Raw genomic sequence first — 25,861 nt, 5'->3', positions numbered from 1 at the left:
TTGATGATTGATTCGTAGAGTTTTTGGTGGTTGGACATGGGGGCTCCTTGGGTGAATATTGATTATTTATTGACTATATATTCTAAAGCATATACCCATTGAATCACTAATCAATTCCATTCAGTTCTTTGTATAGATTTTTAGCATAAGAATCTGTCATTCCGGAAATATAATCGGTGATCATCATCAGTCTTAAATATAATTTTTCTTGTTCATCGAGCCCCTTTGAACATTGCAAGTAAACATGTTTGTGACTTTCAGATACTAAATCCAAAACCTTTTTGGAGTATGAAGATAATTTATTGTCTGTGTCAAAATTGATTACAGAGGGAATAAAGATATCTAAGAGATTTCCAAGTATTTTCTCTGCAGCAATTTCTAGTTTTTGTATTTCTAAATTTCTAAATATAAACTTATAGGCAACTTCGCGTAGTGTTTCTACTAATAATTCGGCATGCGTTCCTTCAAATAAATCTGCATTAAATTTACCATCCATAATCTGTTCATAATTATAAGTAAATGAATATGCTGCTGCATTAATAAGTCTTCCCTGTACACTTACAATCCAGTTTTGTAGTGCGTTTAATTCTGGATTAGCCTTACCACAACTCTGTTGTAAATATGATTCTAAGTCAGCCATGGATTCTACTAAATATTTCTTTATTGCGTCATTATCTTCAATATTTCTAAGCTTCTCTTCAGCAAGATGTCTAATTTTATCTATATTTACTAACCCCTTTTTTGTTGCATCTTCAATATCTGCCGTTAAATAAGATATATCATCAGCAGCCTCTAATAAAAAAGTTAAAGGATGTCTACAACCTTCACAGCCAGTACTTTGAACTATTTCTAAGAAAGTCTCTTTTTCTGAATAATAATATCCCATCTTTTTGAAAATTATAGCATCACTTTTTTTAATTTCTGTTGAGTTACACGGATATTTCATCAATGTACTCAAAAGAGCCTTCGTTAGATTCATTCCATTTATATCTATTAAAGTATGAAGTTTCGTTATGATTCGAATTGTCTGAGCATTTCCTTCAAATGATTTCAAATCGCTTATCATTTGCTCACTCATAAATTTATCAAGAGCTTCACCATTGTATTCCAATTTACTCAAGTTTTTTTCAAACCAATTTTGGATAACAACTTCTCCGAAGTGACCAAATGGCGGATTTCCTATATCATGTAACAGCCCTGCTGACAACAATATATCACATATATCCGTTTCTTGATCTGGTGCTAACTTTGAACCTTTATATATTCTCAATCTAATGCTAACAACTTGTCCTAATGATTTAGCAATCGACGAGACTTCCAGTGAATGTGTAAGTCTAGTTCGAACAAAATCACTTTTCTCCAAGGGAAATACCTGAGTTTTGTCTTGTAATCTTCTAAAAGCTGAACTCCCAATTATTCGATGATAGTCTTTTTGAAATTCGCTTCTCGCCTCGTAATTATTTGATTTATTGCCTCTTATTCTTTCACGGTTTAATAGATTGTTCCACTCCATAATTTATACCTCCATTTAATTTTGTAATTGATAAGATCAACAAATTAGGTTTGGTGCCGACTAGCCCTCAAATATCCCTGAACAATTTCTTACAACAATTCATGAACTATCTTCCATATTTCAGAGATTGCATTTTTGCACATTCCATCTGATAGATAAATTTTATCTGTTACTTTATGCTCTCTAATATTATACATAGATGGATAAACTATTATTTCTCTTTTCCCATTAATAGTGTTTAACCAATATTTGCCATAACTTTCATCAATAATCGGATCCATTTCATGTAAAATAGCAATCTTGTTTAATTCATCAAAATATACTTGCTGTTCTTCTTTTTTTAAACATGTTTTCAAATCTCCATCTCTTACAAATTTTAAAAAATCTATTCCAATGTACCTATCCAAATTTTCTCTCTCTCTTTGATTACCAAAATGTTGTAAACAATTTGGGCAAGCTTTGTTACAATCACAGTCTCCCATTAATTCTTCCATTCTTAACATAATGACATCTATAAACTCAGTTACTCTTTTAGCATATCCCGCACCTGAACTCAAACTATCATAAAGATAAATATCCGCACATAATTGTCCACCTATAGCTCTAATTCTATATCCAGATCTCATATCATTAAACTCAACATCTAACTCTATACTCGCTGCAAGTGCTAATGTTTCAGAAAAAGTTGTCAATGCAGGAATAAGCCATAAAGCATAGCTTTCAACTAAATCAACTTTTTTGTTATCTAATTTTATTTCCAAGACCATCATATCTGTATTAAATTCGTATCCTAGATAAATATTTTGATAGTCATGTCTACATTTCATGGAATCATCCTTCTTATACGGAATTCTATATGGTCTTTTTCTATTCTGCCTTTCTTTTTCATTCGTTGTTGCAGATTCAACTGCACCGCATTCATAACATAATTCAAATCCATCTTCTTCTGGTCCCTTATTTATAATTACCAATTTCTGATTATCCCTATTTTCTATACTCAAATATCCTGAGCTTCCAACACTCTCCATTTTTTTACCAGATGGCATAGATGAATATGATGGTTTGCTTGCAAATGAGATTTCTTGACTATCTTTAATTTCAGAAATACTTTTCCCTTCACGTGCTGCAAATCCCCACGGTTTTATCATTGTATGTTTTTTCAAAATCCCTCCACAAAGAGGACAAATATCAACCCCCTCATTTACGCCAAACCAACCACATGCAGAATTTGAACAGCACTGTACTGATTTTTTATATTCATCAAGTTCTAACCAAGGTTCTGCTGCTTTATATTGTTTATCTTTCTTAAATTTTGTATAGTAGTCAAATAGTCCCCCTGAAATATAGGTTTGTTTATCAACAACTAGACTTCTACCAGGTGCATACTCACTTAAAGCAATATCAATACTTCTTTCTGGGCTTTCTTTTACCTTTCCATTCATATCTTCAATCCAAAAGTTCACAATATTTCTTGGGAAACTATAATTGGGCAACAAACCCTCTGTAAATAACACATCCATTAACTTATATGCATTTGACCGAGATTCATCTGTTGTAGCAGGATTATATATAAATTCAGCATCTTTTACTTTTTCAAAAATATTATTTAGTTGATTAATCAATTCTTTTTTGTATTGATGCCAGTCAAATCCCTTTATCGGTATTAAAGTAGATTCTCTCTTTTCATCAAAAGGTATATTTCTAGACACCCAATCTTCACATTCTAAATAATTAATATCACTATCTGCATTAAAAAAATCTGCTGTATATACTACATCTATACTGACATTTTTTTCTCTAAAATATCCTTGTAATAAAATTAAATTGACATGTCTTTTAATAAGTTTTATATTTTGAGTATCTATCCAAGGGCTTCTTGGTTCACCTGAGATAATTTCATTTGGGTGATTGAAGTACCACGCATCATGTGGTCCGTTTTCAGTATAGGTTACAATTGAAGAAACAGCAGCTCCAGCTCTACCCGCTCGCCCAGCTCTTTGTTGATAATTCTCTCTCATTGGTGGAACATTTCTTAACCCCACACTTGTTAACGATCCAATATCAATCCCGACCTCCATAGTCGTTGTGCAACTTAATATATCAATAGGCTCATTATCATCACTAATAGCAATATTTCTAAATGCAAGTTCATATTTTTCTGTCGTTCCCCATACCTCAGTTTTTTCATCTTTATGTGATAATTGTGCAGTATGTTCCTCTGTTGTAATATTACGAATGCGTTCACCTGCAATTGCATTATGAACAGGTTTTGTCCACAATGAATATCTCTGAAGATGCTCTTTGTCTACTTCTCTAACATGTTTATCACTACCACAATATATACAATGTCCCCATAATGTATAGGTAGACATGCCTGCACATCGGTCACATTTCCACCAGATTGAATTCTCAGCTGTTTTCAATTCCAACCAAGAGGCTAATATATATTTCCTATTGTGATTTCTTTCAGGGACTTCTAAATGCCCACATAGCAATTCAAAATTCTCTAATAATATATCAATTTTCTTTTCCTCAATATTTTTTGCTTTAAGTATTTCTTTAACAAACCCTGGAAATACAGGTTTTTCATCGATCCCGAAACCTCCCCGCTCATATGACAAAATGCTATTTCTAACATCATCACCTATTTCAGGGAAAATCGCAACTTTTCTAACAACTAAATATTGCACCCATGCATTATAAATCTTCCTAATATCGTCAAGACTTATACCAGTTTCTAAAACAACTTTTTCAAGTATATCTCCTTCAATTATCTCACCACCTTCTTCAGTTTCGGCAAGTACAATCTGACCCAATCCTAAGTTATTGTAGGAACGGTAACTATCACTGATATTTTTCAATAATAGTTGGTAGAACATATCTGGTGGGCTTCCAATTGTCCTTTTTATTGTGTTAAATCTCACATTTTTTTTATCAGCATGTAAGCATTTATATTTATTTAAATGCTCTCCAAAAATCTCTTTTTCTTTTCCATAGAAAAAATTCAATTTATTATCATAAACAACTTTTAAAAATGCATAATATAATGAGTCAATCGTTTTTATAGAATCCCTTGATTTATCCAATAATTTTTGTGACATAAAAATAGCCTGCCGTCCTGCATCTCCATCTGCTGCTATTGTCATATCACGAGCCAACGTTGCAGCTCTTTGCCTACTGTCTGAAAAGAGCAAAACTTTTTTCCCATTATTTTTTAAAGAATCATCTTTTATTACTTGGGATTCAAATTGTTCTTTTACGATATTAGCAAATGGTTCGTTACCTCTTGTAACAAAAGGTGTTATCCTATTATGATCCTTACCACAATTTGGGCATGTCCCAAAAGTAAGTGCATTCATCTCTTTATTGAAAAGCTCTGAAATAAGTACTTTTAAAAAGGTCTCATCTCCTTCATGAGACTCCTCTTGAAATAACATTCCTGTTTTTGCATCAAGATATCCTATAACCGAATTTTCATTTGCCTTTCCTTTTGATTTGTTTAACTTGAAAAAGTCTTTTCTGTTTGAAGGAACTGGCCATAGATGAAGTTCTTTTGGTTCTCTAATAATTTTATTGCGTTTTGACCACAAAAAATCAAAAGAATTATTATTATTATACTCACTATCATCTATAAACGCACGTAAGTAAATTGTCCCACATCTTCTATCTATCATTATTTCAAACATCCGACAATTACATTCTGGACAGATCTCTCTACTCTCGTTTGTAAGATATCCCAGATTAATTCCCATTCCCTCATTCTTACATTTGCAATTTGGGTTTACACAAACATATAAACCTTGTAATCCACGGAACAACATGTGTACTTTTGAACCCATCAATACTTTACCTGTTTCTGATTTTGACATAATTCCTAGTTGCAACAATATTTCAAGCGCTTTTTCAGCAAGTTTTTCTGGAACACCATCTTCAAAGCATTCTTTTGCTATTGCAGATAATGATTTACCTCCATTATTACAAATATGCAATATTTGATTAATTAGCGGATTGGATTTTAGAAGATTATATAGCCAAACTTGTATTTTATCTTCATTTTTTTCTGGCTTTTCATGTGAAAAAAATTCAGCAAGTTTGGATAATTCTGCCACTTTATTTTCTAGGTTTCCTTGTAAATTTACCAGTGATAGCGAAGAATAAAATCTAGCTTCTTCATCACTCCCAAGTTTATATCCATTAATAGTTTCAAGTTCTTCTCTTACAATTGCAAATGAATCCTTAGAGCCTGCACCAATCAATCCACAAGTGAAGTTTTGTAAATCATCATTTTTATCTTTAGGAACACTCGCACTGGTCAAAATACAGCGCATTTTGGATGAATCAATTTTCAATCTATCCATGAGTCTACGAATTAGTAACGATACCTCACCTCCAGGGGCTCCCCTATACATGTGTGCCTCATCAATAACAAGTAACAAGCTGTTCTCTTTAGATAAATTTAACCAATCAATCGTTTTACTCCAGAAAGAATCCTCAATTGGTCTCATAAGCATATATTCCAACATACTATAGTTTGTAACTAATATATCGGGGCAAATTTTATGCATTTCATTTCTAGTATATAATTCTGAATCATTACTACCTGTTACTTGCATGCCTCTTGCCAAATTTTCTTTAAATTGCATCATGTCTTTTGATGGTATGCGACCTATTTTTTTTAGCTCACCATAGACATCGCTTTGCATAAAATGTTGATCAATTACCTTTGCAAGATTTCTATTCTTTTTTTCATCATCTAATCCTGAGTAGGGAGTTCGACCAGTATACATACCAAACCTTGCTCTTCTTCTATTTTCACCTTTACAAAGTATCTTATTGAATACATCATCTTCACGACCAATGATATTTCTTAAACGCCCTAATTGATCTGACACCAGTGCATTCATCGGATATAATACTAGAGCCCTAATGCCTTCTTTTTCCCAAGATTCAGATTGGTATCTTGCCTCATATATAAGATTTGTCAAAATAGGCCATAAGAAACATTCAGTTTTACCAGATCCTGTCCCAGTAGTAACAAGTACATTTCTTTTATTATAAAAATGTTCTACAGCTTTTAACTGATGTATAAATGGTGTATTAAAAACACCTAGCTTATTCGTTGCTAGTTCATTTAAAATGTCTTTATACTCTTCATCCATCGAAGCAGTTGCAAATCCATTATCTGACTGTTTATACGATTTAGACATTTCAATGTAAGGTTCTTGATAGAGGATACCTTTTTTATTCAAGATTTCTTTTGAAGCATTTATTAAAAGATCATTTTCAGCAAAGTACTGTGCTTTGATATAATCAGATAACTTTGTTCTTAAATTATCATGTGTTTTTCTTATCCCAATCTCTCCCATACTTACTCCCTCTCACTATTTCTAAAAAAATATAATATCGACTCCTAAATCACGTAATAAACCTTCTGCTACGTGCCATATAAAATTCGGTATTATCCTTGCATATTTGTCACCATAATAGCTATATGGCCACGATAAGCTTAATATTATTTTATTCTCATATGCTGGAAGCGCACTTGCATAATACAATATTTTATACTCTTCTTTATCCTTCACTTTAAACTGAGCTCGTGTACCATTATGAACATTTAAAGCATATAAGATACGATATATTTCGTAAGATTCAGTATACCAAGGATCTAAAACTGACATTTGAACATTTTCATCATCGTGTTTTACTAAGATATACCCTCCATTGAATTCAGAAACTTCCTTTATGATATGAATTCCATCAGTCACTTTTTCACGAACATAAGGAATCCAGCACTTAGAATATTTTTTTACTGAGCCTTCCTTAAATATTTTGTAACTTGCTTTTAGAGATGCTTTCTTCCAGATAAAATTCTTTACTATTAACTCATAATATCTATTTCCCTTTACGTTAACAACCCGCTGTTCTTCAATTACATTCTTAGTAGATATTGCTTGCATCCACTGAGATACACCTAAAGATATTACCTCTTTATCAAAATTCATTGCACCTCTCATCTGAATCCAATCATTATAACTATAGTATTGTAAAGGAACCATTGCCATTTTTCTACTTTTAATTTCAGCAATATTATTTGTATAAATCATCTCTTTCATAACAGTCCTTGCTATATCCATTGCCACCTCATCAATATCACTGTATTGATACTCAATCCAATCTAAGTTCATTTCTAGACAACGAATATATGCTTTTATTACTTTACTTAGATGACCTTGTACATACATGATATCAGGATATACAATCATATTTTCATGTTTGATGTCTTTCACCGAACTTCCATGAATAAGTGTTTTTACCCACAGCGAAGCAGCCGAGTATAAAAGCCTCTGATTATATTCATTTTCCGTCTCATTTTGAAACTTATTAATATTCAAATCTTTTGCCACTTTTGTTTGTAATTCCTTCTTCATTTTATATACACCCTATAATTTATTCTTTAAAAATTGAATCATTATTTTCAATTTTCTCAAATATCTTCTCTTCTTGCTCATTTGTTAATAAATAATGCAATTCCTTTTTTATCCATTTGTGTACAGCTTTTTCTTTATCATAACTTAACTCTTGGATCTTGTAAGTAAGCATGTTACCTCTTGTTATCTTATACGTATCAGACAAATCAATCTCATCAACAAGATAACGGACTAATTGGTGCCCAATTGCCTTATTATCATACTCAATACGTTTAAATAAGTCTTCTGCTTTTGCGTATTTCAAATCAATTAACTTATAATTGCCCATTCTTGATACTTGAATAAGTTGAAAATAATTATAATAATAATTATCTAAATATTTTAAATTATGCAGATCTTCACAACAAAATATTAATTGTTTTTTTAAATTATTACGAAGTATTGGTAAAACAATATTTTCCGACATTTTTCCAAAAGCATCTTCAATAATTATGCAATTTGTTGGTGCGCTATTTATTGCTACTTCTAACTGTCTGATGCTCGTGAAACCATTTGGGATACTAATTACTGTTGGATTTTCTGCATACCTAGCTGCTATAAATGCAAAAGCAAGTTTTCTAGTACCAAATCCACACAAAAGAGGAATAAGGTTGGAATTAATAGTAGCATTAATATTATCTATCAATTCAGTTGCCCTCATCTTGCAGCCGGCATTTTCTAAATTAGATTCAATAATATCAAGAAACTTTTCATTATCATCTAACATACAATGTTCTGCCACCTTGCTACCATCAATAATATAGAGCTCTGACTGTTCAGAGAAGGAGCTGCTTTGAAATGATTGTATGGGAATATTAGTTTGGTTCACTTCTTCAACTGTTTTTGTAACCAATTGATTCACCATCTGATTTTTAAAATCAACTGTACAAGAATCCATCAAATCTTGCACGCTTTCCAAAGAAATTAGGAGCTCCTTTTTCTTCTGAGTTAATTCTTCCAGTTCCTTTTTAAGCTCTAAAACTTTAGATTCCAATTCTTCATTTTCTTTTAATAATAATAAATTGCTACTTTCCCATTCTTTTCTTAGCTCTATACGATATTTATCATTTTGTTCGCTTATATTTTTTTTCAATCCTTCAATAGTTTTTGATAAGTTCAAGCTTTCTTTCTGCAATGATTTTATAAATTCAATATTTTGTAACTTATCCATCTTTAAGTCTGAAATTTCACTCTTATAAACTGTTATTTCTTTTTCTAACTCAAAATTGCCGTTCTCTTTATTCTTAATGAATTCTCGCAATTGATTTTCATTATCTTCTTTTTCCAATATAAGTGTTTCATAGTGAGCCCTTTGTTTTTTTAATTGACTATTTGTATTTGACTTATGCTCCTTAATTAAATTCTCTTTCTCAAGTTGGAAATCATCTTCCAATTGTTTAAATTTACAATGATATTTCCACTGATCAGTCAAAATGATTTGCTTCTCTTTATCAATTACTATGCCGTTCATTTTTGATTGTAAAACAAACAATTGAACATCTATACTATTTCCATGAATTTTTTCTATTTGAGTAAATAATGAAATATATTCTTCTATAGAATAATTCGCTAAGTCTTTCAAAGTGATACTTACTTTCAACTCGTTTTTAATTATTTTAATAAAAATGTGCTTAAGCTCCATTGCCTCTATCGCAACTATCTGATAATAGGCATTATCTCCTTTATGATATAATTCAGTTGCTATCTTTGGCATATTTTTTTGAGCGAGCAAAGATTTTTTGTCCATTCTACCGAGCAATCGAGTATATCTATTGTACTTTTTTGCATTATGTTTTATTGGATGAAGTAAAACATCTAGATCAACATTTTGGCATATGACCTCAACATCATCATCATTTAACCCCTGAAGAATATCATAATCCACTTCTTTTTTCATTTAATACCGCCTCCAGTTCCATCAATATTTTTTCTGTTAAAAAAGGCATTTTGCCAATATATTTCCAGTACAATAAAATCTTACAAAACTCGTCCGACACACCTTGCATCTTTGCAATCCAGAGATCTATAAGCCTTTCGCACGCGATATAATCTAATTGACATTTATATAGTACTTCTACATATTTGTTCACAATAACTGCATTGTTTACATAAAAATTATCTTGTTCACTTTCTTCTCTTAAAACGATACAATTAAAGGGTTGATTATCTATGAATAATCTATCTCCTTTTCTTACTTTTTCAATTTCACTCGACGAGCTTTTTATAACATACCCTCTTCGAGTAGTAATAGCATTTAATCTTGAGTCACCAAGTATCTTGACATTTTCACGATAGAGTTTCTCCGGAATACTATCAATAATTATTTCTTCTGCTCCCGTTTTGTATTTAAAATGAATATTAGATTCAAATATTTTTATAACATCGTAATTACCTCTATCTTGTGTGATAAAATACCTAATTTCTTTTGAAAAAGAATTGAAACTGTAATCAGAAACTATCATTAAATTGCTATTTGTTTGTACCTTAATTAAGTTATTTTTTTCTGATACCTGAATAGGAAACCTTTTGTCCCAAAGATGAATTTCTTGTTTTGATCTTTTTTCATGATATAAAATCGCCTCAGAATCATCTTTCCTAAATATTAATTCTTTTCCTTCAATTATTGCAGGCGGCCACAAGGGAATTACTTCATCATCTTTTTCAATCAATTGGTATCCTTTACTGTGAATAAAAGCAACTGATTGTTCCGTTGCTTCAGAAACTACAATAGAAAAAACATCATATTCTCGATTAAAACGCTTTTTATTCAACTTCAATTTACCTTTTTTTTCAACCTTTATTCCATTCGTGTTATGAATGATATTAAATTTGCTGACAATAAAGTATGCCTTACCAATTACGATGTTAGAATGCTGTGAAACTCTAATTCCACCACCAAATTCAGACATAAAAAAGTCATTATCAAAATCAAGACCTCTAATACCCCATTCCCATTTTTTACTGACCTCTGGTATTTTTTCATGTATATTGATACATTTAACCTTAATCCAATCAGTAGCACTTCTAACATTATATTTTCTTAAATTTGACGCACTATATACTTCTTTTATACCATTATTACAAATTTCTACCTTTGTATTCCATTTGTCTAGTAAATCCATACTATCCTGACTTAAGGGTGAAAAAAATGCAACTAATTCAAAATTTTGTTCAGTTCGTTCAATTAAATGTAACGGAACACCTCCATTAACAATAAAGAGTTGGTCTTCAGGATCTCCATTTTTATCCATTCCTGTATATCCAGGACAAATCCTTTGTTGTGGGGTTCTGTTCGTAATTGTTTTATGAGCAAAATAATCATCTTTCTCTTTACATTTTCTTACATGTATTTCATCGAAACAGTAAGGACATCTATACGGTCTCTTGCTAAATGCTTCATCTGCATAAACTTTTTTCCCGTTTTTATCTATACCATATTCAATTGATGCCATTGTCTCACACCCTCAACTTTTTTATATTTCCTTCTCTACATCTTGTAATTTCATTTTTTTAATATTATTATAGTTATGCTCGATTAAATAACTTTATTTGTAACTTATAAAATTTATAGAAATCTGACTTGAGCTTACTGCTTAATGCGTAAATAATGTGAAATCACAAAACTCAAGCCTCTTCCTCACCCCTTAAAAACCTCCCGAACATTCCACTCAATATATTCAGGATCAGGGTAAAACCACTTCTCCACTGGATGCCGAATCTCTTTGCCATGATATCTCATAAGCCAATCATCGAACCCATAAGTGCCATGCGCACGCTTTGAAACAATCACTTTTTTATCGTTTGCTATGGTGAAAACACCTCTATCATATAGCTTATGATGCATCGAACAGAGTGCCACACCATTGTCTTCACGATCTGGACCACCTGCTTGATGCCATTTTATATGTGCAGCTTCAACACCTACTAACTGATGCCCCAGCCTTACATTGAACCCACATACAGCACAGCTGTGATCATAAGCAGATAAAATGCGTTCTCTGAACTTCGCATCACGTTTTCTGACGATCCTAGTGATATAATCAAATTCAAGTCCAACAGCTGATAGAATATCATCATGCATTGAAGGCTCAAAATGTGCATCTAAAATAGCTTCTGCGGCTTCTCTTATCAGAGCTTGATTTGATTTTAGAAGCAGGGTCACCGCTTCACTAAAGCCACCCTTGATTTGATTTTGGATTAACCAATTATTTTTGATCTCAATATCTTTTCTTGCCCTATCCAGTTGCCAAATACCATCATTTATTAACCTAACAAAGGGTTGCTCTGGATGATAGGATTGCCTATTCGGTCCAAAATCTTTTAACAATTGCTCCAAAGGGTCTCTTATCTCTGAAAATAAAACCAATTCTGTCTGACCATTCTTTATTCGTGCAAGTGCAAGCAAAATCAACAGCGGCTTATGCGGTGCTCTCTGCCCATTCTTTTTCCAAACTTTAAGATGATCTATAATTGTTTTAAATTCTGCTGCATTCATATCCAATGCCCCCACGTTACTGTTATGTATAAAATCATATCACTCCATTTTATGTCATTCGCTCAATCTTTATTCCCATTTTTACCAGTTGATTTATTATATCACAGTCACTGCTTGTGAGCACCATAATTTTCCCAATTTTCACCCCCACATCATATTCTGACACAGGGGTTTATCGCACACACAGCACTATTAACTTAAGACCTATTTCTTAACCACTCCCACTTCACATCAAACAGTTATTCCGTTTCATGAACATAAACATCCCGTTCTCTCAAAAACTCAACCCTATCCACATCGTTCACAAGATTATCTCTTATAAATACAAACATGAGTTTATCCAGAGCTTTTAAAACCGTTATATCTTTTATTTTACACTGTGTTAGACGCATTTCATCAGATAACGCCTTACTGAGCTTTAATGATTCCAGTCACTTTCCCGAGGGAATAGGATTGCCTTCAAAGTGAATGCGTTCAAGGTTCTCAAGTGTCTTAACAAAGGACAAATCCTTACTCTGATTATTGTAAAACGACAACAGCTCTAAAAGTGGTGCTACATCTTCAATCTGGTTCTCAGATAAATCCAGTGAACCAAAGTTTCTAAATACGTTGCCTTGCTTATCCATCCTACATTCTGCTTTTGACTTTGTTCGTATTATGGGGAAACCAGCCTTTTTTCACACGCTCTTCTTGCTCGATAAGTTCGTGAATACTCCATAGTGATGAAAAACCAAGTACACCCACTATGGCAGAGATCAAGAAATCCGATATAAATAGCGTTACCACTAGGCAAAGAAACCCAACCACTAGGAATATCGGCCAGACTTTCTTGCCAAAGTAATATTCGGTCTTAATGACGATGGGATGGAAAATGCCTATAATTAGAAATGTCGTTAAACCTATAATGATGCCTTGAAAATTCATATTTGCTCCTTATGTTAAACTGATTTTAGTTTGTTTATCGCTTTATTGATCATCGTTTGTACTTTCTTTACTTCAGTCACTTTCCAATGATCTAATATTTTTATAAACCCAATGTTTTGACTTTCTCCAATCCTACTCAAGAGCATTTCAACAACTGCTCTATGGGTTTGATTTAACTGCTCCAGGACTTCTTTTCTGGATTCATCCGTAACGGATTGCAGTAGATTGAACAACTCCTCAACATAGACCGGTTTATAAGCCAGCCATCCTTTCTCTGTGAAAATAATCATTGGCAATCGTCCATTATACTCAATCTTTAGAACCTTTAAGGATTTTGGCAAGTATATTTCTGCCACCTATAAAAATGATTTCATCTGCGGCCCTGAGAATAAGATTAATATCTGTTTCCGAAAGTGCTGTTATTGCACTGATATCGCTTAAGTGATACTGAATTCTTGATTTCTGTGCCATTGTGACATACTCCCACCACTTGAAGAAGTGGGGGCTTCTTGTTCGAGTAGCCTAACGGCTACAGCATAAGCAAGCTATCCCCGTGTGCCCCACGGTTCTATGAGTTCGTTTACCCTAATAATAAGCGTATACCTTCAGTTTTGATATTTATACTTGCATTGTAATCCCTATCCATTGTCATGCCACAATCTTCGCAATGATATGTCCGCTCTGAAAGCGATAATGTTTGCTTCACTATCCCGCAAACACTACACTTTTTAGAACTTGGAAACCATTTGTCAATTTTGACGAGGTGTTTCCCTTGTTCCATCAACTTGTAATTAAGCATAGACACGAACATCCCAAACCCATTATCCATAACACTTTTACCAAAATTCAACGCTTGTGACATCACCTTCATGTCCAAATCTTCAATACACACCGCATCAACAGCATCGGCGATCTGCTTTGACTGCTTGTGTAAAAAGTCTTTTCGTTGGTTCTTCACTTTCTCATGAATTTTCGCTACTTTTATGCTTTGCTTGTTACGATTTTTACTGCCCTTTTGGCACAGAGATAGCTTTTTTTGTTCGCGTTTGAGTTGTTCAAGAGACTGTCTGTAATACCTAGGATACTCTGCTGATATGCCATCGGACGATAGAAAAAGTGCTTTCATGGAAAAATCTAACCCTAAGAATGTTTTAGGCTGAACTGTTTCTATAGTCACTTCATATTCATATAAGATACTTGCAAAATACTTCCCAGTTGCAGTTTGACTTACCGTTACAGCTTTAAGTTTGTATTCTTTAGGAATAGCTCGGTGCTGTTTGATTTTCACAGCTTTAAGCTTTGGTAAAACAATACAACCATTTTCTAACTTGATATTTCCATTTACAAAATTAGTTGTATAACTTTTGTTATTATTTCGTTTTGACTTGAATTTAGGAAATCCTGTTTTAGGCTTTCTAAAAAAGTTGTTATAGGCTGTTTGCAAATTCATTTGCGCATTAGCAAGTGCTAGACTGTCGACTTCTCTTAGCCATTCAAATTCTGCTTTATATTGTGCGGGGGTATTTTTCAGTTTTTGATTTGTCCTCTTGTAATATTCTATTTTATCGCCTAGCATTTTATTGTAGATAAAACGCACACAACCAAAAGTCTTACCTATGAGCACTTCTTGTTCTGAATTTGGATATATTCTAAATTTGAACGCTTTATTCAATGCTTTTCACCTTGACTTTCTATATATTTCTTGATGACTTCAAGGGGTGCGCCACCAGTTGTAAGTAAACAATAACTTCTTGACCAAAAATATTCTTTCCATAATTTTTTACGAATTGACTGAAATTCATTTTTGAGTAGYCTTGARCTCGCACTTTTATAAGCATTAATAAACTTYGATAATTCACTATTTGGGTGTGCCTTGAACAGTATATGAATATGGTCACTGTCGTGATTCCACTCTAGCAATGTTATATTGTAATTTTTTGCGATATATTCGAATATTTCTTTAGCTCTTTCAGATACTGCATCGTCAAGGACCATTCGTCTATATTTGATTACTAGCACAAGATGATAATACATCAAAAACACTGAATGATTATTATTATCCATTTTCATTTATTTCCAACCTCCTTTGTATACTACTACTGATTACATTATAGCATTTTCTGCAGCATATTTCAAAGGCAAAAACCACCGATTCATCTCCCACCTACGCTCTCACTCCCTGAGCAAGGAAGGCTAAGAGGAAGGAGACTTCTCGGCTTTTAGGTTAAAATCAAACTGTTTCAAAATTGGCATGCCGCCAATCTGCAAATAATATTGAAACTTTTCCTCCTGTGTCATTACTTCTTCAAACTCGTAGAAGCTTAAAAACGCTTTATAAGAAAGCGGCAAAAGTCGAATTTCCACATAGCGACCAGAAAGTAGTGTAGAAAACTCAGTGGATAACAAATATGCATTGGATCCCGTAATATAAATATCCACATCATAGTCCAATCTAAAGGATTCTATGGCTTTTTCCCATTGACTAACGGCCTGAAGCTCATCAAACAACAAATAGTTCTTTTCATTTTGCACAAGTTGATTTGCAACATGATCATAAAAAGCTTCATAATTCAAAATCTTTCATACTTTCAAGTCGCAAACTTCTAACTTTCAGATTTTTTCTGACTTTGGATGCCAAATCTTTTTAAAAGTAAATGTCCCCGATGAGCTTTTTGTTTATATCCATTGGTATGTCCAGCTGTTCTGCGTCAGTTTTAGAACTGGATAAGATCAATCAACAAATGATTTGTCCAACTGATTTGTGTATACTTCTTTCTATTAATTCTTGAATCATTTGTCTCATGATTGCCGCAACGCCTTATGATGTTAATTATATTTAATTCAATAAAGGTGTCGGATACCCCAAACGGAAGTAATGCCTAATTTAACAGAACAATTTTAGCAAAATGAACGGATACAGTAAAAACCAAGAGCGTTATTTCCCAAAATAGTGTCTGACACCATTACTCGTGTCCGACACTTTATCATGACACCTTCTCAGCTTGAGGATTCTACTTTATGACTGGCAACGAGAGAGTCACTCATCCCAGTCCCTATTTTCAGTACAGAGGCCATCTAGCCACCCTGTATCAAGCGCAGAACCTCGATCCCTATAAGGTACTGATCTAGCTCTTCCCATTTTATAATACTTACACGACTTCGGCCCATAACAAAAAGTCTCAAATCTATATTTTTTTATATCTCGATCAAAATCCCATTGAATCTCAACATTAGACATCGCTGCCCACATGCATGTGAAGCACTTTCCTTTCCATTGGGTTTTGCTAAGCATTCTAGCACCCCTTTCCTCATATACATGCAATTCAGGAAGAGATCCCGTCCAGGGACACGCAGTTGCCAGTGGTTCCACTGCCCTTTTTTCTATTGTTAATGCCCCAGCTCTATAATAATCCGCAAACTCTCGCTCTGGATATTTTTTGGTCCATGCGGTGCCCTTAATAGTGTCCCCAATTTGGAATGCATCTTTTTGTTGCTGTTTTTCAGATATTGCAACACAAAATTCTGTAAGACCTTCTTCACCTTCACCCATTAGAAAAATGTTATAGCCTATATGGTAATGTGTTCGATTATCTGTCAAATAACGCCACACTCTAGTTCGTGGCTGAATAGATCTGATAACGCCATGCCAGGTTATTTTTATAGATTCATTAAGATCATTATATCGCATATTGCTACAAAGCCTACCTTTCTTCTATAACATATTCTCTTCAAGGATTTTCATTAAGAGTCTTTTTTTCTTATGTGTCATTAATAACTCTCCACATTTTCGCTAAGTGATCTGCAAAGTACTCTTGTTCCACATCTGCATTATTACAACTCGAATTAAATCAAATAAACAGCATATAGTGGTACTGACTTTATCCCCTCTACACATCCAAAATTTTTTTTGGAGATTCGAATACTTTGTCTTGGCTGATACTGCCCAATATATGCCATAAGGCTTCTCGATCTTTTGTTCGTGGATGCTTTTACTTCAATCGGTATAATTTGCTCATCCTTTTGTAATATGAAATCGACCTCATTACAATTATGCTTCCAGTAATATAAATCATAACCTCTGGCTTTCAATTGCTGAGCAACATAGTTTTCAGTAACTGCCCCTTTAAAAAGATTGTGTTCATGTTCGCGAACCATTGTCATATATGGGATTCTTGTAATAGCCATAAGCAATCCTACATCACTAAAATAGAGCTTGAAACCTTTGGGATCTTTGTAAACCGATAATGGTATTTCTCCACGATTAATAAGAGCACATTCAATACTGACTTGACTCAGCAATAACCACTCTATGGAGCTACCAAACGTAAGTGCCTTAGCCCCTTTTTCTACCAAATTGTATTTAAATTTTCTTTGATCACCTGCCAGCTGATCTGGAATAGAACGATAAATCGCCTGCACCTTCATCACCTCTGCCTTGGTCGTATATTTACTCATATCTGCAATATACGCATTAATGATATTTTCATGGACAGAGCGATCAAAATCTATAACATTTAACCCACATCGGATAAACTCATTAATTGCTGATGGCATACCCCCAATATATAAATATTGCGTATACTTCTCTATGAGCTGATCGTGCATAGCTGATGGCAAAGCCTCACTTTTATGAAACGCTTCTTCAATTCGTGGCAATATGATTTCAAAACCGATCCCTCGAAGAAATTCATCAAAAGTTAAAGGATATAAGTAGTGCATCTCTACCTTTCCTACTGGAAAAGAATAATTCTCCCTGTTAAGTGCCACCCCCAACAAGCTTCCTGCGCCAACGATATGATATTGCATCGATGCCTCTGCAAAATATTTAAGAGCCGTTACCGCCTTCATTTCAAGTTGAATTTCATCAAAAAAAATAAGGGTGTGATTCATATCTATTTTTTTCATATAAATAAGCTCAATCTCTGATATAATGCGTTCAGGCTTTAGATCTTTTTCGAACAAACTTCGCATTTGTGGCTCTAATTCAAAATTAATATAGATAAAATCCTTATAAAACTCACTTGCAAATTCCTTTAAAAGATATGTTTTGCCTACTTGTCTTGCGCCTAGAAGAATTAAAGGCAACCTTTTTTCTTTATCTTTCCAAGCGATTAGATTTGCTTTTTTATTGCGTAACATACACTCACCACCTTATGGTTATTATAGATGTCATTTGTTGTTAAGTCAATAAAAAGTCATTTTTCACTTTTCTCATATATAAAAAAAGTCATTTTTCATCTTTTGTTCATTCCAAGTGTGAAGTGTGCTACAATTCTCTAATAGAAATCTGCTGGTGCATGCTGTGGTTTATCCCCCAAAATGATGTTTTGATGAAGGATTCTACTTTGTGATTCCCATAGAGTCATCCGACCATTTTTTAACCACCTATTGAGCACAACACTTTTTTTACATAATCTCTTAAATCATCACTAAAATCTAAAAGGTCATCCATCGTTATGACGCCATCATGGATCAGGCGCACAATATCAAACAACATCTGTTGCTTACTTAGATTCAAGCACACCCCAGGCTTATTCTTGTCCCGTTTAATGCGCTTTTCCAACTCCCAGAACTTACTTGACGCTGGCAAGTTATCATTTAACAACACTGCATATTCCTTAACAAGCTTTTCCATATAAGACTCTTGCCATAAAGCAATCTTGTCTCTAATAAAGGTGTCGGATACCCCAAACGGAAGTAACGCCTAATTTAACAGAACAATTTTAGCAAAATGAACGGATACAGTAAAAACCAAGAGCGTTATTTCCCAAAATAGTGTCTCAAAATAGCGTCTGACACCATTACTCTCCAAATGATTATTAAAGGGGTTTTGTTTGCTGGAATATTAATCATAGGAGTAGCTTTGATTAATATTGAATGGACTGAATCGCTTTTAGGACTAATAATTGTTCCACTACCTTTTTTTATAATGGCATGTTTAAAAGAAAATAGTATTGGTGGTGGGGACATAAAGCTTATTGGAGCATGTGGATTCTTTCTTGGTGTGAAAAGTACTGTGTTGGGGTGTATTATAAGTCTCGCAATTGCAATTATTTTTGTGTTTATAAGTGAACACGCGTGAAAATCTCACGCTTAATTACAAAAACACTTGCTTTATTTTGAATTTAGGGCTAAAATAGAAGCATGAACACGTGAAAAGTTCACGAAAGAGGTGCGATGTGTTAATTAGATTTACAGTGGATAATTTTTTATCTTTTAATAGTGAGCAAGAATTTAGTATGAATGCGGGTACTGCTACAACGTTTGAAGATCGTGTAAGTATAATGCCAGATCAATCAATTTTGAAATTCACGGCACTATATGGTGCAAATGCTTCTGGGAAAACAAATCTAGTTAAAGCAATTGATTTTTCAAGAAAAATAATTGTCGATGGGATTAATTATTTAAATACAAATGAAAAGCACTATAAGCTTAAAGAAGAAAATTTAGATGCTCCGACAAAATTTGAATATGATATCAAGATAGATGATAAGTATTATGGTTATGGTTTTTCAATCAGTTTAAAAGATAAAAAAATACTAAATGAATGGCTAGTAGAGTTGAAAAAAAGTGGAGATAGTTTGATCTATGAGAGAGAGTCTGCTTCGAAATATTTAGAACATGAAATAAAATTTGAAAACATTGAAGAAAAAAATAAGTTTGACTTACAAATTGAGCTTGTTAATGATATTGAGAATGTCTTACTAATTTCTGAAGTTTCAAGACGTAAGAATAATCCTAGCGCGTTGAAAATATTGGAGAAAATTTATAACTGGTTTAGAAATGATCTTGTCATAATCTATCCTAATTCTATTATTGGTGATATGACAAATATATTTAAGAAGTCAGATGATCGATTAGTAGAATTATTGAAGTATTTTGATACGGGTATCTGTGGATTTAAACTTCAACCATCAAGTATTGATCAAGTTCAGCAATATATGCCTAAAGTTGTTTTTGAAAATTTGAAAAACAGTCTCGAAAATACAAGAAAAATGGCATTTGAAAGTAAAGAAGAAGATAAAAATATTATGGGTAAAGGGATTCTAAGGTTAGAAAACCATTTATATGAGATTAAGTTTAATAAAGAAGAATCAAAAATGCATGAGGTTCTAATGCATGAGATTCTTTTTCATCATAACGATTCGGATATTACTTTTGCATTTGGGGAAGAAAGTAATGGTACGAGAAGACTTATCGAGTTGATTGATATCATCTATAATGACTCAAAAAATAGGACAGTTATTATTGATGAGTTAGATAGAAGTTTACATCCACAAATGACAATTAAGTTTGTGGAAACCTTTTTAAAGTATAGTAAAAATCTAATAACACAATTAATTATTACAACACATGAGTCCAATTTAATGGATCTTAAGATGCTTAGAAGAGATGAAATTTGGTTCGTAGAAAGAGATTTAGAGTTAAACGAATCTAAGCTTTACTCACTCGAAAAGTTTAAGGTTCATAATACCAAAAAAGTAGCTAAAGATTATCTGATTGGTCGTTATGGTGCAGTACCAGTTTTTAAAGATTTTGATAGTTACTTAGGAGAATCAAATGCCAACACCAAGATTTAGGAAGCCTAAACCTTTTGGCAGTCGTTCGAAACTGAGTGAGAGTTCTAAGCCTAAAAAAGCTTTTATATCATATGTGAAGGTGAAAAAACAGAGAACCAATATTTCAAAGGGATATTCAATCATCGCGCAGCATTAAAAATTCATCAACTCATAGATATTGTTGTAATTGAACAAGAAGAAGGGGTAACACACATACCTCATCCTGTACACATTGTAAATGGATGTGTAAATCTTATCGATAATGAAGATGGACCGCAAAAGGATTTGATAAATTATGATTCAAAGATTGATGAAATATGGGTTGTGTTTGATCGTGATCCCAAAACATTTTTTGAGCATCAATATAATGAGATAATAGAAAAATGCGGAAAGTATGGTATAAACATTGGATTTACTAACCCTACATTTGAGTTTTGGTTATTACTACATTTGCCTAATATAAATCAATATGATGAAAGTATTTTGTTAATGCTATCCTGACCTGTCTCTCGTCTGCTCTTACGAGTTGACACTCACTTGCTCATATTCCTGTCAAGTGAATTACCAAAGGGGCTAGACATAGCCCCTTTGGTGTTAGTAGATTGAAAATCGCATGTTTATTGCACTCATTGCAAGAATTCTATTGGGTTCATCTAAGCGATAAAACAAATGATATGGTGATGTTTCTCCATCTTCGTATCCGTTGTATAGGTTGAAACCTAAACGGATCAAGGCTGTACTTCCCGATGAGAAGTCTGTTGAACCTTCTGTGAGACATAGATGTATTTGATGCCTCTTGAAATCATAAATAGCATCGCATTTCTTGTACAAATCCTGATTACCTGAAATCAGATAGAACAAGACGGATCTTTCAGCATCCTGATGACTCATGCGGTCCTTTCTTATAAGATTCTCATAACGATTCAAGTGTTCCATCGAGAGGAAAATAGGCGCTTTCATCCTTATCGTCCTCCTTTGAGCATTTCGTGGTCTATAACGTATCGAATCATATGTTCATCTATCAAGCGCTTACTTTGCTGGGCTGCGTACATCAGACTTTTTTCGGCGATACGGTTGATGCTACGCTGAATCCCATTTGATTCCTTATAGATTTCATCTAGAGCCTTATCTGTGAAAAGCTCTTCTCGACCACCTGCATAGAGTAGGTGTGATCGAATATATTGTTCCGTTTCAGCTCTGTCTAGATGTGGAAGGATACAGTTAATGTCTATCCGTTGCCTTACTGCCGCGTATCGCTGAAGTTTCAGCTTATCCCATAGTTCAGTTTGACCAACCAGCACTAAAGCCATAGGACTTATGGAGTCAAATTTATAATTGAGCAAAAAACGAAATTCTTCTATGGTTTCTCGTTCAAGAAGATGCGCTTCATCAAGAATGCATACAACTTTCTTTTTCTGGACGCCCCGCAGGATTTCCACTTCCTTTTGGAGTTGTCGTTTGGCATCACCACGGTAGAACCTTGATTCGATGCCTAATTGATCCAGTAGCCCTTTATAGAACCATCGTGGAGTAAGTTTTGAATCTGAAAGGTATAGGAAAATATAGTCTTCTTTTGAAAGCGTTGAGACAAAGGATCTGATTAGCGTTGATTTGCCACAACCAGCATCAGCAGTGACAACAGCAAATAGTTGTCGGTCGGCTGCATAAGTCAATCTCCCAAGCGCATCTACCACATAAGGTGACTCATAAAGACTGTTTGGAGGAAGATCACGTGTAAATGGTGTGTTTGTCATTTGAAAGAAGGCTTCATACATCGCTACGCGCCTCCTTTCGATAAGAACCGAAGGACAGAGCGTTGGCTTTCATCTGTTGGCTAGTTTTGTGTTGCTTTTGCAATCCTTCAAGGAAACGTGATGTTTCCGGTTCTTTTGGAAGCATACAAAGAGGGAGCTCTGGTTTCACGTCGCAAAAGTTGCCAATTCGAATAGGCTTCGCTTCGAACGATTCTATACCCGGATAAGAAACCGTGAGGATTTCTGGAACCATCGGATCATAGGAAATCTCAACAGTAGCACCAATCAAAGTAGTACTGGTTTCATATTTGAGACCACCTACACTGATACAGGCTCCTTTATCCACGACTCGTGTTTCATGATGTAAGAATGCTTCCCCAACCAGACCAGCATCCAAGAACGTTAACAATCTGGAATCACGGTTCCACTCCTGTCTAGGACTGATGCCTTCAGCTGAAACAATTGAACCAAGGCTCTTATAGTACTCCGCTATACCATCATGAGGCTTGTTGTGGTAGTATTCTTCCAACCAGACATTCCAAAATAGGTTTAATTCTTCAAGAGTCTTTATCTTTTGTGCCTTGGMTTCGGCTAAAAATGCGTTTACAGATCTATTGAAGACTTCCACGCCGCCTTTCGATTGAGGGGAATAGGGTTTTGCATATAGTACACGTACACCTAGGCGTGAAAGAGAATTAACCAACTGTGTTGATGTGTATTGGGATCCACGGTCATGATAGACAGCATCTATTTTTCCGTATTTCAGTATTGCACGCTTATAGCTATCTTCAATAATCAGAGCTTCCTGATTATCATAGAACTTTGCATCCAGAACAAACCTTGAATGGTTGTCGATGATTACCGACAGATAGGTCTGAACCATGGTACCATTTTTACCTATTGGCATTTTGTAGCCATACTTGATGTCGGCTTGAGCTAACATCATGCGATGTGGTTTACAGAAGCGCTTGGATGAGCTTTTTCTGGCTTCGTTGTACTTTTTCATCTGCTTTTTGCCAAAACCAGCTTCGAAAAGATGTCGTTGCAAAGTCGATCGTTTCAGTACACCTGGTGGCACACGACCTTCCAACTCCAGAATYAGAATAAGCTGGGCTATTGATCTCGTTGGAACTTCGCGTTTTAGTTGTATGACTTCAGATAGTAATTCATCAAAGTTTGATGGGAGGTTTTTKGATATGCGTTTTTCCAGGGTCTTGGGCTTCAAACCTGAAAATTCGCTGGTGCTGTAAGCCTTCTCATATCGATAAAGACTTCTGACGGACAACTGGTGTTTTTCAGCCAGTTCCTCTCGAAGTTGCTGCTTCTTTGCTGAATCAAGACTCTCATCCAGCAATGGTGATATGATTTGAAAGCGCCTTAATGCTTCTTGCTCTTGCCACTTTTTCTTTTCGTCATTCTTTTTCATTATAATGACCTCCTTTGAGGTCATCATAAACCATAGAGTTTATGACACAAAACCAAAGTCGGTGCAGAAGCAAACTACACAACGCCTAAAAAACCGCCTGAATTGTAGATGAATCTGAGAATGGTTTCAAGCCATTCTGGATTTGAACTTCGCAATTCATCGAGTAGTGACGTAGTGGATTTCAGAAGTTCCTCACTGAAACCCAGGACCTGAAAACCAATAGATCTCAAATACCCATTAATTCTATTGGTGTTAAAAGCCAACCAATGTTTCCATCTGTTGATTGTTATCTCGCATGGATAGTCTTCAGAATCGGCGTCAGTTGAAGTTACAATGCCGTCAACAGCCCCAGAAATGATTTCAGCCCCATAATGCTTGTATGGTACAAAGCAGTCAGGGAGCTCTCTGTGGAGACTTCCACAATGGGTACATTGAAGACGGCGTATCATGTAGTTTTTACGATTCTGGCCTTCAAGTTTCATATGTCTTAAAAGAGAATCTCTATACTTCAGTACATTATCGCAGATAGGACAAATGGTTGGATCATTACTCATAATATAAAAAAATCAAATTCCTCATTGAAAAAAGTTTCATAATCGGTTACAATTATCATGTTATTTGAGAGTCCTTGGATGCATGGTCTGTTGTAGGAGATGTGTTCAGGGACTTTTTCCTTTCATATACTAATGACAGTATACTAAGCAGAGCTATGACAATCAATAAGATTTGATAATTGCCAGATCAAGATGCCAATAACACTAAATTCAAATTCAAATTGAAATTGAAATTGACACTGACACCGAGGCAATTTTATAGTACAATAGCCTTAGTAGATCCACAAATAATTATTTATTTCAAGTTGACTAGAGTTATGTCAACCAATTTTGGAACACCTAAAATCGTACCCATGAAGCCATTGGAAATACTCGCTTAAAAAAGGCTAGGGTAGAAATGATTGCCTCGACTTAAAGAGGATTGTTACTCATAGTGATATCTCCTTTCAAGATTTATATTTTCGGTAGAAATGATTGCCTCGACTTAAAGAGGATTGTTACACTTACTACGAATTCTTCATTTCCAAATCTAACTCCGTAGAAATGATTGCCTCGACTTAAAGAGGATTGTTACGTATCATCAAATCAAAAACCGTGAACCTATCAACGTAGAAATGATTGCCTCGACTTAAAGAGGATTGTTACTCTCCAACACTTAAAAATTCATTTGCAACCGTGTCCATGTAGAAATGATTGCCTCGACTTAAAGAGGATTGTTACGCAATATACCAGCTTCTTTTAATCTATTTGTAACCGTAGAAATGATTGCCTCGACTTAAAGAGGATTGTTACGTAGCTGTATACGTCCGTATAGTCTAAATTAGAAACGTAGAAATGATTGCCTCGACTTAAAGAGGATTGTTACTTTTATATTGCATCAAGCTAGTAGTCATTTTATACTCGTAGAAATGATTGCCTCGACTTAAAGAGGATTGTTACAATACATGAGATCCTCCATGTGCGCCTCTGCGCTGTAGAAATGATTGCCTCGACTTAAAGAGGATTGTTACTAAATCTTCGTCTATGCAGAATTCAATTTTGTCATCATGTAGAAATGATTGCCTCGACTTAAAGAGGATTGTTACTGTATATAATCAACTACAAACCGTGGTTTTACAGTGGTAGAAATGATTGCCTCGACTTAAAGAGGATTGTTACACAATCTCCAC

At 34.3% G+C, this 25,861-nt stretch carries 25 protein-coding genes and 1 CRISPR repeat array (1 of these 26 cut by a window edge); of the genes, 4 read left to right on the top strand and 21 right to left on the bottom strand.

What is annotated here, in order from left to right; genetic code table 11:
- Nucleotides 1-106 precede the first annotated feature (106 nt).
- From F3D3_RS15990 to F3D3_RS15920, 17 genes are all read right to left on the bottom strand, one after another.
- Complete coding sequence (locus F3D3_RS15990) at nt 107-1,513, bottom strand: deoxyguanosinetriphosphate triphosphohydrolase (protein ID WP_069875455.1); 1,407 nt, start codon at nt 1,511-1,513, stop codon at nt 107-109.
- 89 nt (nt 1,514-1,602) lie between these two features.
- Nucleotides 1,603-6,879, bottom strand: a complete 5,277-nt coding sequence (locus F3D3_RS15985; protein ID WP_069875454.1) for a DEAD/DEAH box helicase — start codon at nt 6,877-6,879, stop codon at nt 1,603-1,605.
- A 21-nt stretch (nt 6,880-6,900) separates the two neighbouring features.
- Nucleotides 6,901-7,941, bottom strand: a complete 1,041-nt coding sequence (locus F3D3_RS15980) for a hypothetical protein (RefSeq protein WP_069875453.1) — start codon at nt 7,939-7,941, stop codon at nt 6,901-6,903.
- A gap of 19 nt (nt 7,942-7,960) precedes the next feature.
- The gene (locus F3D3_RS15975; protein WP_069875452.1) at nt 7,961-9,877 is read right to left on the bottom strand and encodes a hypothetical protein; all 1,917 of its coding nucleotides are present in this window, start codon (nt 9,875-9,877) and stop codon (nt 7,961-7,963) included.
- Entirely contained in the window at nt 9,855-11,432 is a 1,578-nt protein-coding gene (locus F3D3_RS15970) for a hypothetical protein (RefSeq protein ID WP_069875451.1), read from the bottom strand. The genes F3D3_RS15975 and F3D3_RS15970 overlap by 23 nt, the downstream gene beginning before the upstream one ends.
- A 185-nt stretch (nt 11,433-11,617) precedes the next feature.
- Complete coding sequence (locus F3D3_RS15965) at nt 11,618-12,475, bottom strand: phosphorothioated DNA-binding restriction endonuclease (RefSeq protein ID WP_069875450.1); 858 nt, start codon at nt 12,473-12,475, stop codon at nt 11,618-11,620.
- 239 nt (nt 12,476-12,714) lie between these two features.
- Nucleotides 12,715-12,867: a hypothetical protein gene (locus tag F3D3_RS24245; protein WP_175438407.1), complete on the bottom strand. Its 153-nt coding sequence runs from the start codon at nt 12,865-12,867 to the stop codon at nt 12,715-12,717.
- Between the two features lie 39 nt (nt 12,868-12,906).
- Nucleotides 12,907-13,101, bottom strand: a complete 195-nt coding sequence (locus F3D3_RS15960; RefSeq protein ID WP_069875449.1) for a hypothetical protein — start codon at nt 13,099-13,101, stop codon at nt 12,907-12,909.
- A gap of 1 nt (nt 13,102) precedes the next feature.
- Nucleotides 13,103-13,399 carry a DUF4491 family protein gene (locus tag F3D3_RS15955; RefSeq protein ID WP_069875448.1) on the bottom strand — a complete coding sequence of 99 codons (297 nt, stop codon included), beginning with the start codon at nt 13,397-13,399 and terminating at the stop codon, nt 13,103-13,105.
- Between the two features lie 14 nt (nt 13,400-13,413).
- Complete coding sequence (locus F3D3_RS24710) at nt 13,414-13,689, bottom strand: hypothetical protein (RefSeq protein WP_242877155.1); 276 nt, start codon at nt 13,687-13,689, stop codon at nt 13,414-13,416.
- 19 nt (nt 13,690-13,708) lie between these two features.
- Nucleotides 13,709-13,870, bottom strand: a complete 162-nt coding sequence (locus F3D3_RS24705; RefSeq protein ID WP_242877154.1) for a hypothetical protein — start codon at nt 13,868-13,870, stop codon at nt 13,709-13,711.
- 109 nt (nt 13,871-13,979) lie between these two features.
- Nucleotides 13,980-15,071 carry an RNA-guided endonuclease TnpB family protein gene (locus F3D3_RS15945; RefSeq protein ID WP_069875447.1) on the bottom strand — a complete coding sequence of 364 codons (1,092 nt, stop codon included), beginning with the start codon at nt 15,069-15,071 and terminating at the stop codon, nt 13,980-13,982.
- Nucleotides 15,068-15,469 (bottom strand): IS200/IS605 family transposase, encoded by a 402-nt coding sequence (gene tnpA / locus F3D3_RS15940; RefSeq protein ID WP_069870250.1) that lies wholly within the window; start codon nt 15,467-15,469, stop codon nt 15,068-15,070. The genes F3D3_RS15945 and tnpA overlap by 4 nt, the downstream gene beginning before the upstream one ends.
- Nucleotides 15,470-15,592: 123 nt before the next feature.
- Entirely contained in the window at nt 15,593-15,973 is a 381-nt protein-coding gene (locus tag F3D3_RS15935) for an AAA family ATPase (RefSeq protein ID WP_069875446.1), read from the bottom strand.
- A gap of 463 nt (nt 15,974-16,436) precedes the next feature.
- A complete protein-coding gene (locus F3D3_RS15930) occupies nt 16,437-17,087 on the bottom strand; it encodes a hypothetical protein (RefSeq protein WP_069875445.1) in 651 nt (216 codons plus the stop codon).
- Between the two features lie 155 nt (nt 17,088-17,242).
- Nucleotides 17,243-18,538 carry an ATP-binding protein gene (locus tag F3D3_RS15925; protein WP_069875444.1) on the bottom strand — a complete coding sequence of 432 codons (1,296 nt, stop codon included), beginning with the start codon at nt 18,536-18,538 and terminating at the stop codon, nt 17,243-17,245.
- 238 nt (nt 18,539-18,776) lie between these two features.
- A complete protein-coding gene (locus tag F3D3_RS15920) occupies nt 18,777-19,034 on the bottom strand; it encodes a hypothetical protein (RefSeq protein WP_069875443.1) in 258 nt (85 codons plus the stop codon).
- 150 nt (nt 19,035-19,184) lie between these two features.
- Here F3D3_RS15920 and F3D3_RS15915 point away from each other — a divergent pair, with 150 nt between their 5' ends.
- From F3D3_RS15915 to F3D3_RS25240, 4 genes are all read left to right on the top strand, one after another.
- On the top strand, nt 19,185-19,481 hold the full coding sequence (locus F3D3_RS15915; protein ID WP_306455961.1) for a prepilin peptidase: 297 nt from the start codon (nt 19,185-19,187) through the stop codon (nt 19,479-19,481).
- A gap of 97 nt (nt 19,482-19,578) precedes the next feature.
- Nucleotides 19,579-20,979 carry an ATP/GTP-binding protein gene (locus tag F3D3_RS15910; RefSeq protein WP_069875441.1) on the top strand — a complete coding sequence of 467 codons (1,401 nt, stop codon included), beginning with the start codon at nt 19,579-19,581 and terminating at the stop codon, nt 20,977-20,979.
- Entirely contained in the window at nt 20,960-21,115 is a 156-nt protein-coding gene (locus tag F3D3_RS24240) for a hypothetical protein (RefSeq protein WP_175438406.1), read from the top strand. Before F3D3_RS15910 ends, F3D3_RS24240 begins: the two co-directional genes overlap by 20 nt.
- The gene (locus F3D3_RS25240) at nt 21,046-21,459 is read left to right on the top strand and encodes an RloB family protein (protein WP_084389102.1); all 414 of its coding nucleotides are present in this window, start codon (nt 21,046-21,048) and stop codon (nt 21,457-21,459) included. The genes F3D3_RS24240 and F3D3_RS25240 overlap by 70 nt, the downstream gene beginning before the upstream one ends.
- A 93-nt stretch (nt 21,460-21,552) precedes the next feature.
- Here the strand turns inward: F3D3_RS25240 and F3D3_RS15905 are convergent, their stop codons facing one another.
- The 4 genes from F3D3_RS15905 to F3D3_RS24235 form a co-directional block, all read right to left on the bottom strand.
- Complete coding sequence (locus F3D3_RS15905; protein WP_069875440.1) at nt 21,553-21,918, bottom strand: DUF6075 family protein; 366 nt, start codon at nt 21,916-21,918, stop codon at nt 21,553-21,555.
- Between the two features lie 2 nt (nt 21,919-21,920).
- Entirely contained in the window at nt 21,921-22,712 is a 792-nt protein-coding gene (locus F3D3_RS15900) for an ExeA family protein (RefSeq protein ID WP_374700080.1), read from the bottom strand.
- Between the two features lie 13 nt (nt 22,713-22,725).
- Entirely contained in the window at nt 22,726-24,138 is a 1,413-nt protein-coding gene (locus F3D3_RS15895) for a DDE-type integrase/transposase/recombinase (protein WP_069875438.1), read from the bottom strand.
- 74 nt (nt 24,139-24,212) lie between these two features.
- Entirely contained in the window at nt 24,213-24,692 is a 480-nt protein-coding gene (locus tag F3D3_RS24235; RefSeq protein ID WP_084388849.1) for a DUF6431 domain-containing protein, read from the bottom strand.
- A gap of 391 nt (nt 24,693-25,083) precedes the next feature.
- A CRISPR array of direct repeats spans nt 25,084-25,861; the repeat unit is 37 nt; unit sequence GTAGAAATGATTGCCTCGACTTAAAGAGGATTGTTAC; it runs 570 nt beyond the window's last position.

The organism is Fusibacter sp. 3D3, assembly GCF_001748365.1.
Lineage (GTDB): Bacteria > Bacillota > Clostridia > Peptostreptococcales > Acidaminobacteraceae > Fusibacter_A.
The sequence above is the reverse complement of the archived record's forward strand: the minus strand, read 5'-3'. Positions and strand labels throughout refer to the sequence as shown.

Coding starts and splice junctions, on each gene's coding strand:
- F3D3_RS15960 (WP_069875449.1), bottom strand. CDS start 13,101: ATGGATAAGCAAGGCAACGTATTTAGAAACTTTGGTTCACTGGATTTA.
- F3D3_RS24245 (WP_175438407.1), bottom strand. CDS start 12,867: ATGCGTCTAACACAGTGTAAAATAAAAGATATAACGGTTTTAAAAGCT.
- F3D3_RS15965 (WP_069875450.1), bottom strand. CDS start 12,475: ATGAATGCAGCAGAATTTAAAACAATTATAGATCATCTTAAAGTTTGG.
- F3D3_RS15920 (WP_069875443.1), bottom strand. CDS start 19,034: ATGGAAAAGCTTGTTAAGGAATATGCAGTGTTGTTAAATGATAACTTG.
- F3D3_RS15985 (WP_069875454.1), bottom strand. CDS start 6,879: ATGGGAGAGATTGGGATAAGAAAAACACATGATAATTTAAGAACAAAG.
- F3D3_RS15900 (WP_374700080.1), bottom strand. CDS start 22,712: ATGACAAACACACCATTTACACGTGATCTTCCTCCAAACAGTCTTTAT.
- F3D3_RS24705 (WP_242877154.1), bottom strand. CDS start 13,870: ATGGCACAGAAATCAAGAATTCAGTATCACTTAAGCGATATCAGTGCA.
- F3D3_RS15970 (WP_069875451.1), bottom strand. CDS start 11,432: ATGGCATCAATTGAATATGGTATAGATAAAAACGGGAAAAAAGTTTAT.
- F3D3_RS15905 (WP_069875440.1), bottom strand. CDS start 21,918: ATGAAAGCGCCTATTTTCCTCTCGATGGAACACTTGAATCGTTATGAG.
- F3D3_RS15975 (WP_069875452.1), bottom strand. CDS start 9,877: ATGAAAAAAGAAGTGGATTATGATATTCTTCAGGGGTTAAATGATGAT.
- F3D3_RS15925 (WP_069875444.1), bottom strand. CDS start 18,538: ATGTTACGCAATAAAAAAGCAAATCTAATCGCTTGGAAAGATAAAGAA.
- F3D3_RS15955 (WP_069875448.1), bottom strand. CDS start 13,399: ATGAATTTTCAAGGCATCATTATAGGTTTAACGACATTTCTAATTATA.
- F3D3_RS24710 (WP_242877155.1), bottom strand. CDS start 13,689: ATGATTATTTTCACAGAGAAAGGATGGCTGGCTTATAAACCGGTCTAT.
- F3D3_RS15930 (WP_069875445.1), bottom strand. CDS start 17,087: ATGCGATATAATGATCTTAATGAATCTATAAAAATAACCTGGCATGGC.
- F3D3_RS24240 (WP_175438406.1), top strand. CDS start 20,960: ATGCCAACACCAAGATTTAGGAAGCCTAAACCTTTTGGCAGTCGTTCG.
- F3D3_RS15980 (WP_069875453.1), bottom strand. CDS start 7,941: ATGAAGAAGGAATTACAAACAAAAGTGGCAAAAGATTTGAATATTAAT.
- F3D3_RS15990 (WP_069875455.1), bottom strand. CDS start 1,513: ATGGAGTGGAACAATCTATTAAACCGTGAAAGAATAAGAGGCAATAAA.
- F3D3_RS24235 (WP_084388849.1), bottom strand. CDS start 24,692: ATGAGTAATGATCCAACCATTTGTCCTATCTGCGATAATGTACTGAAG.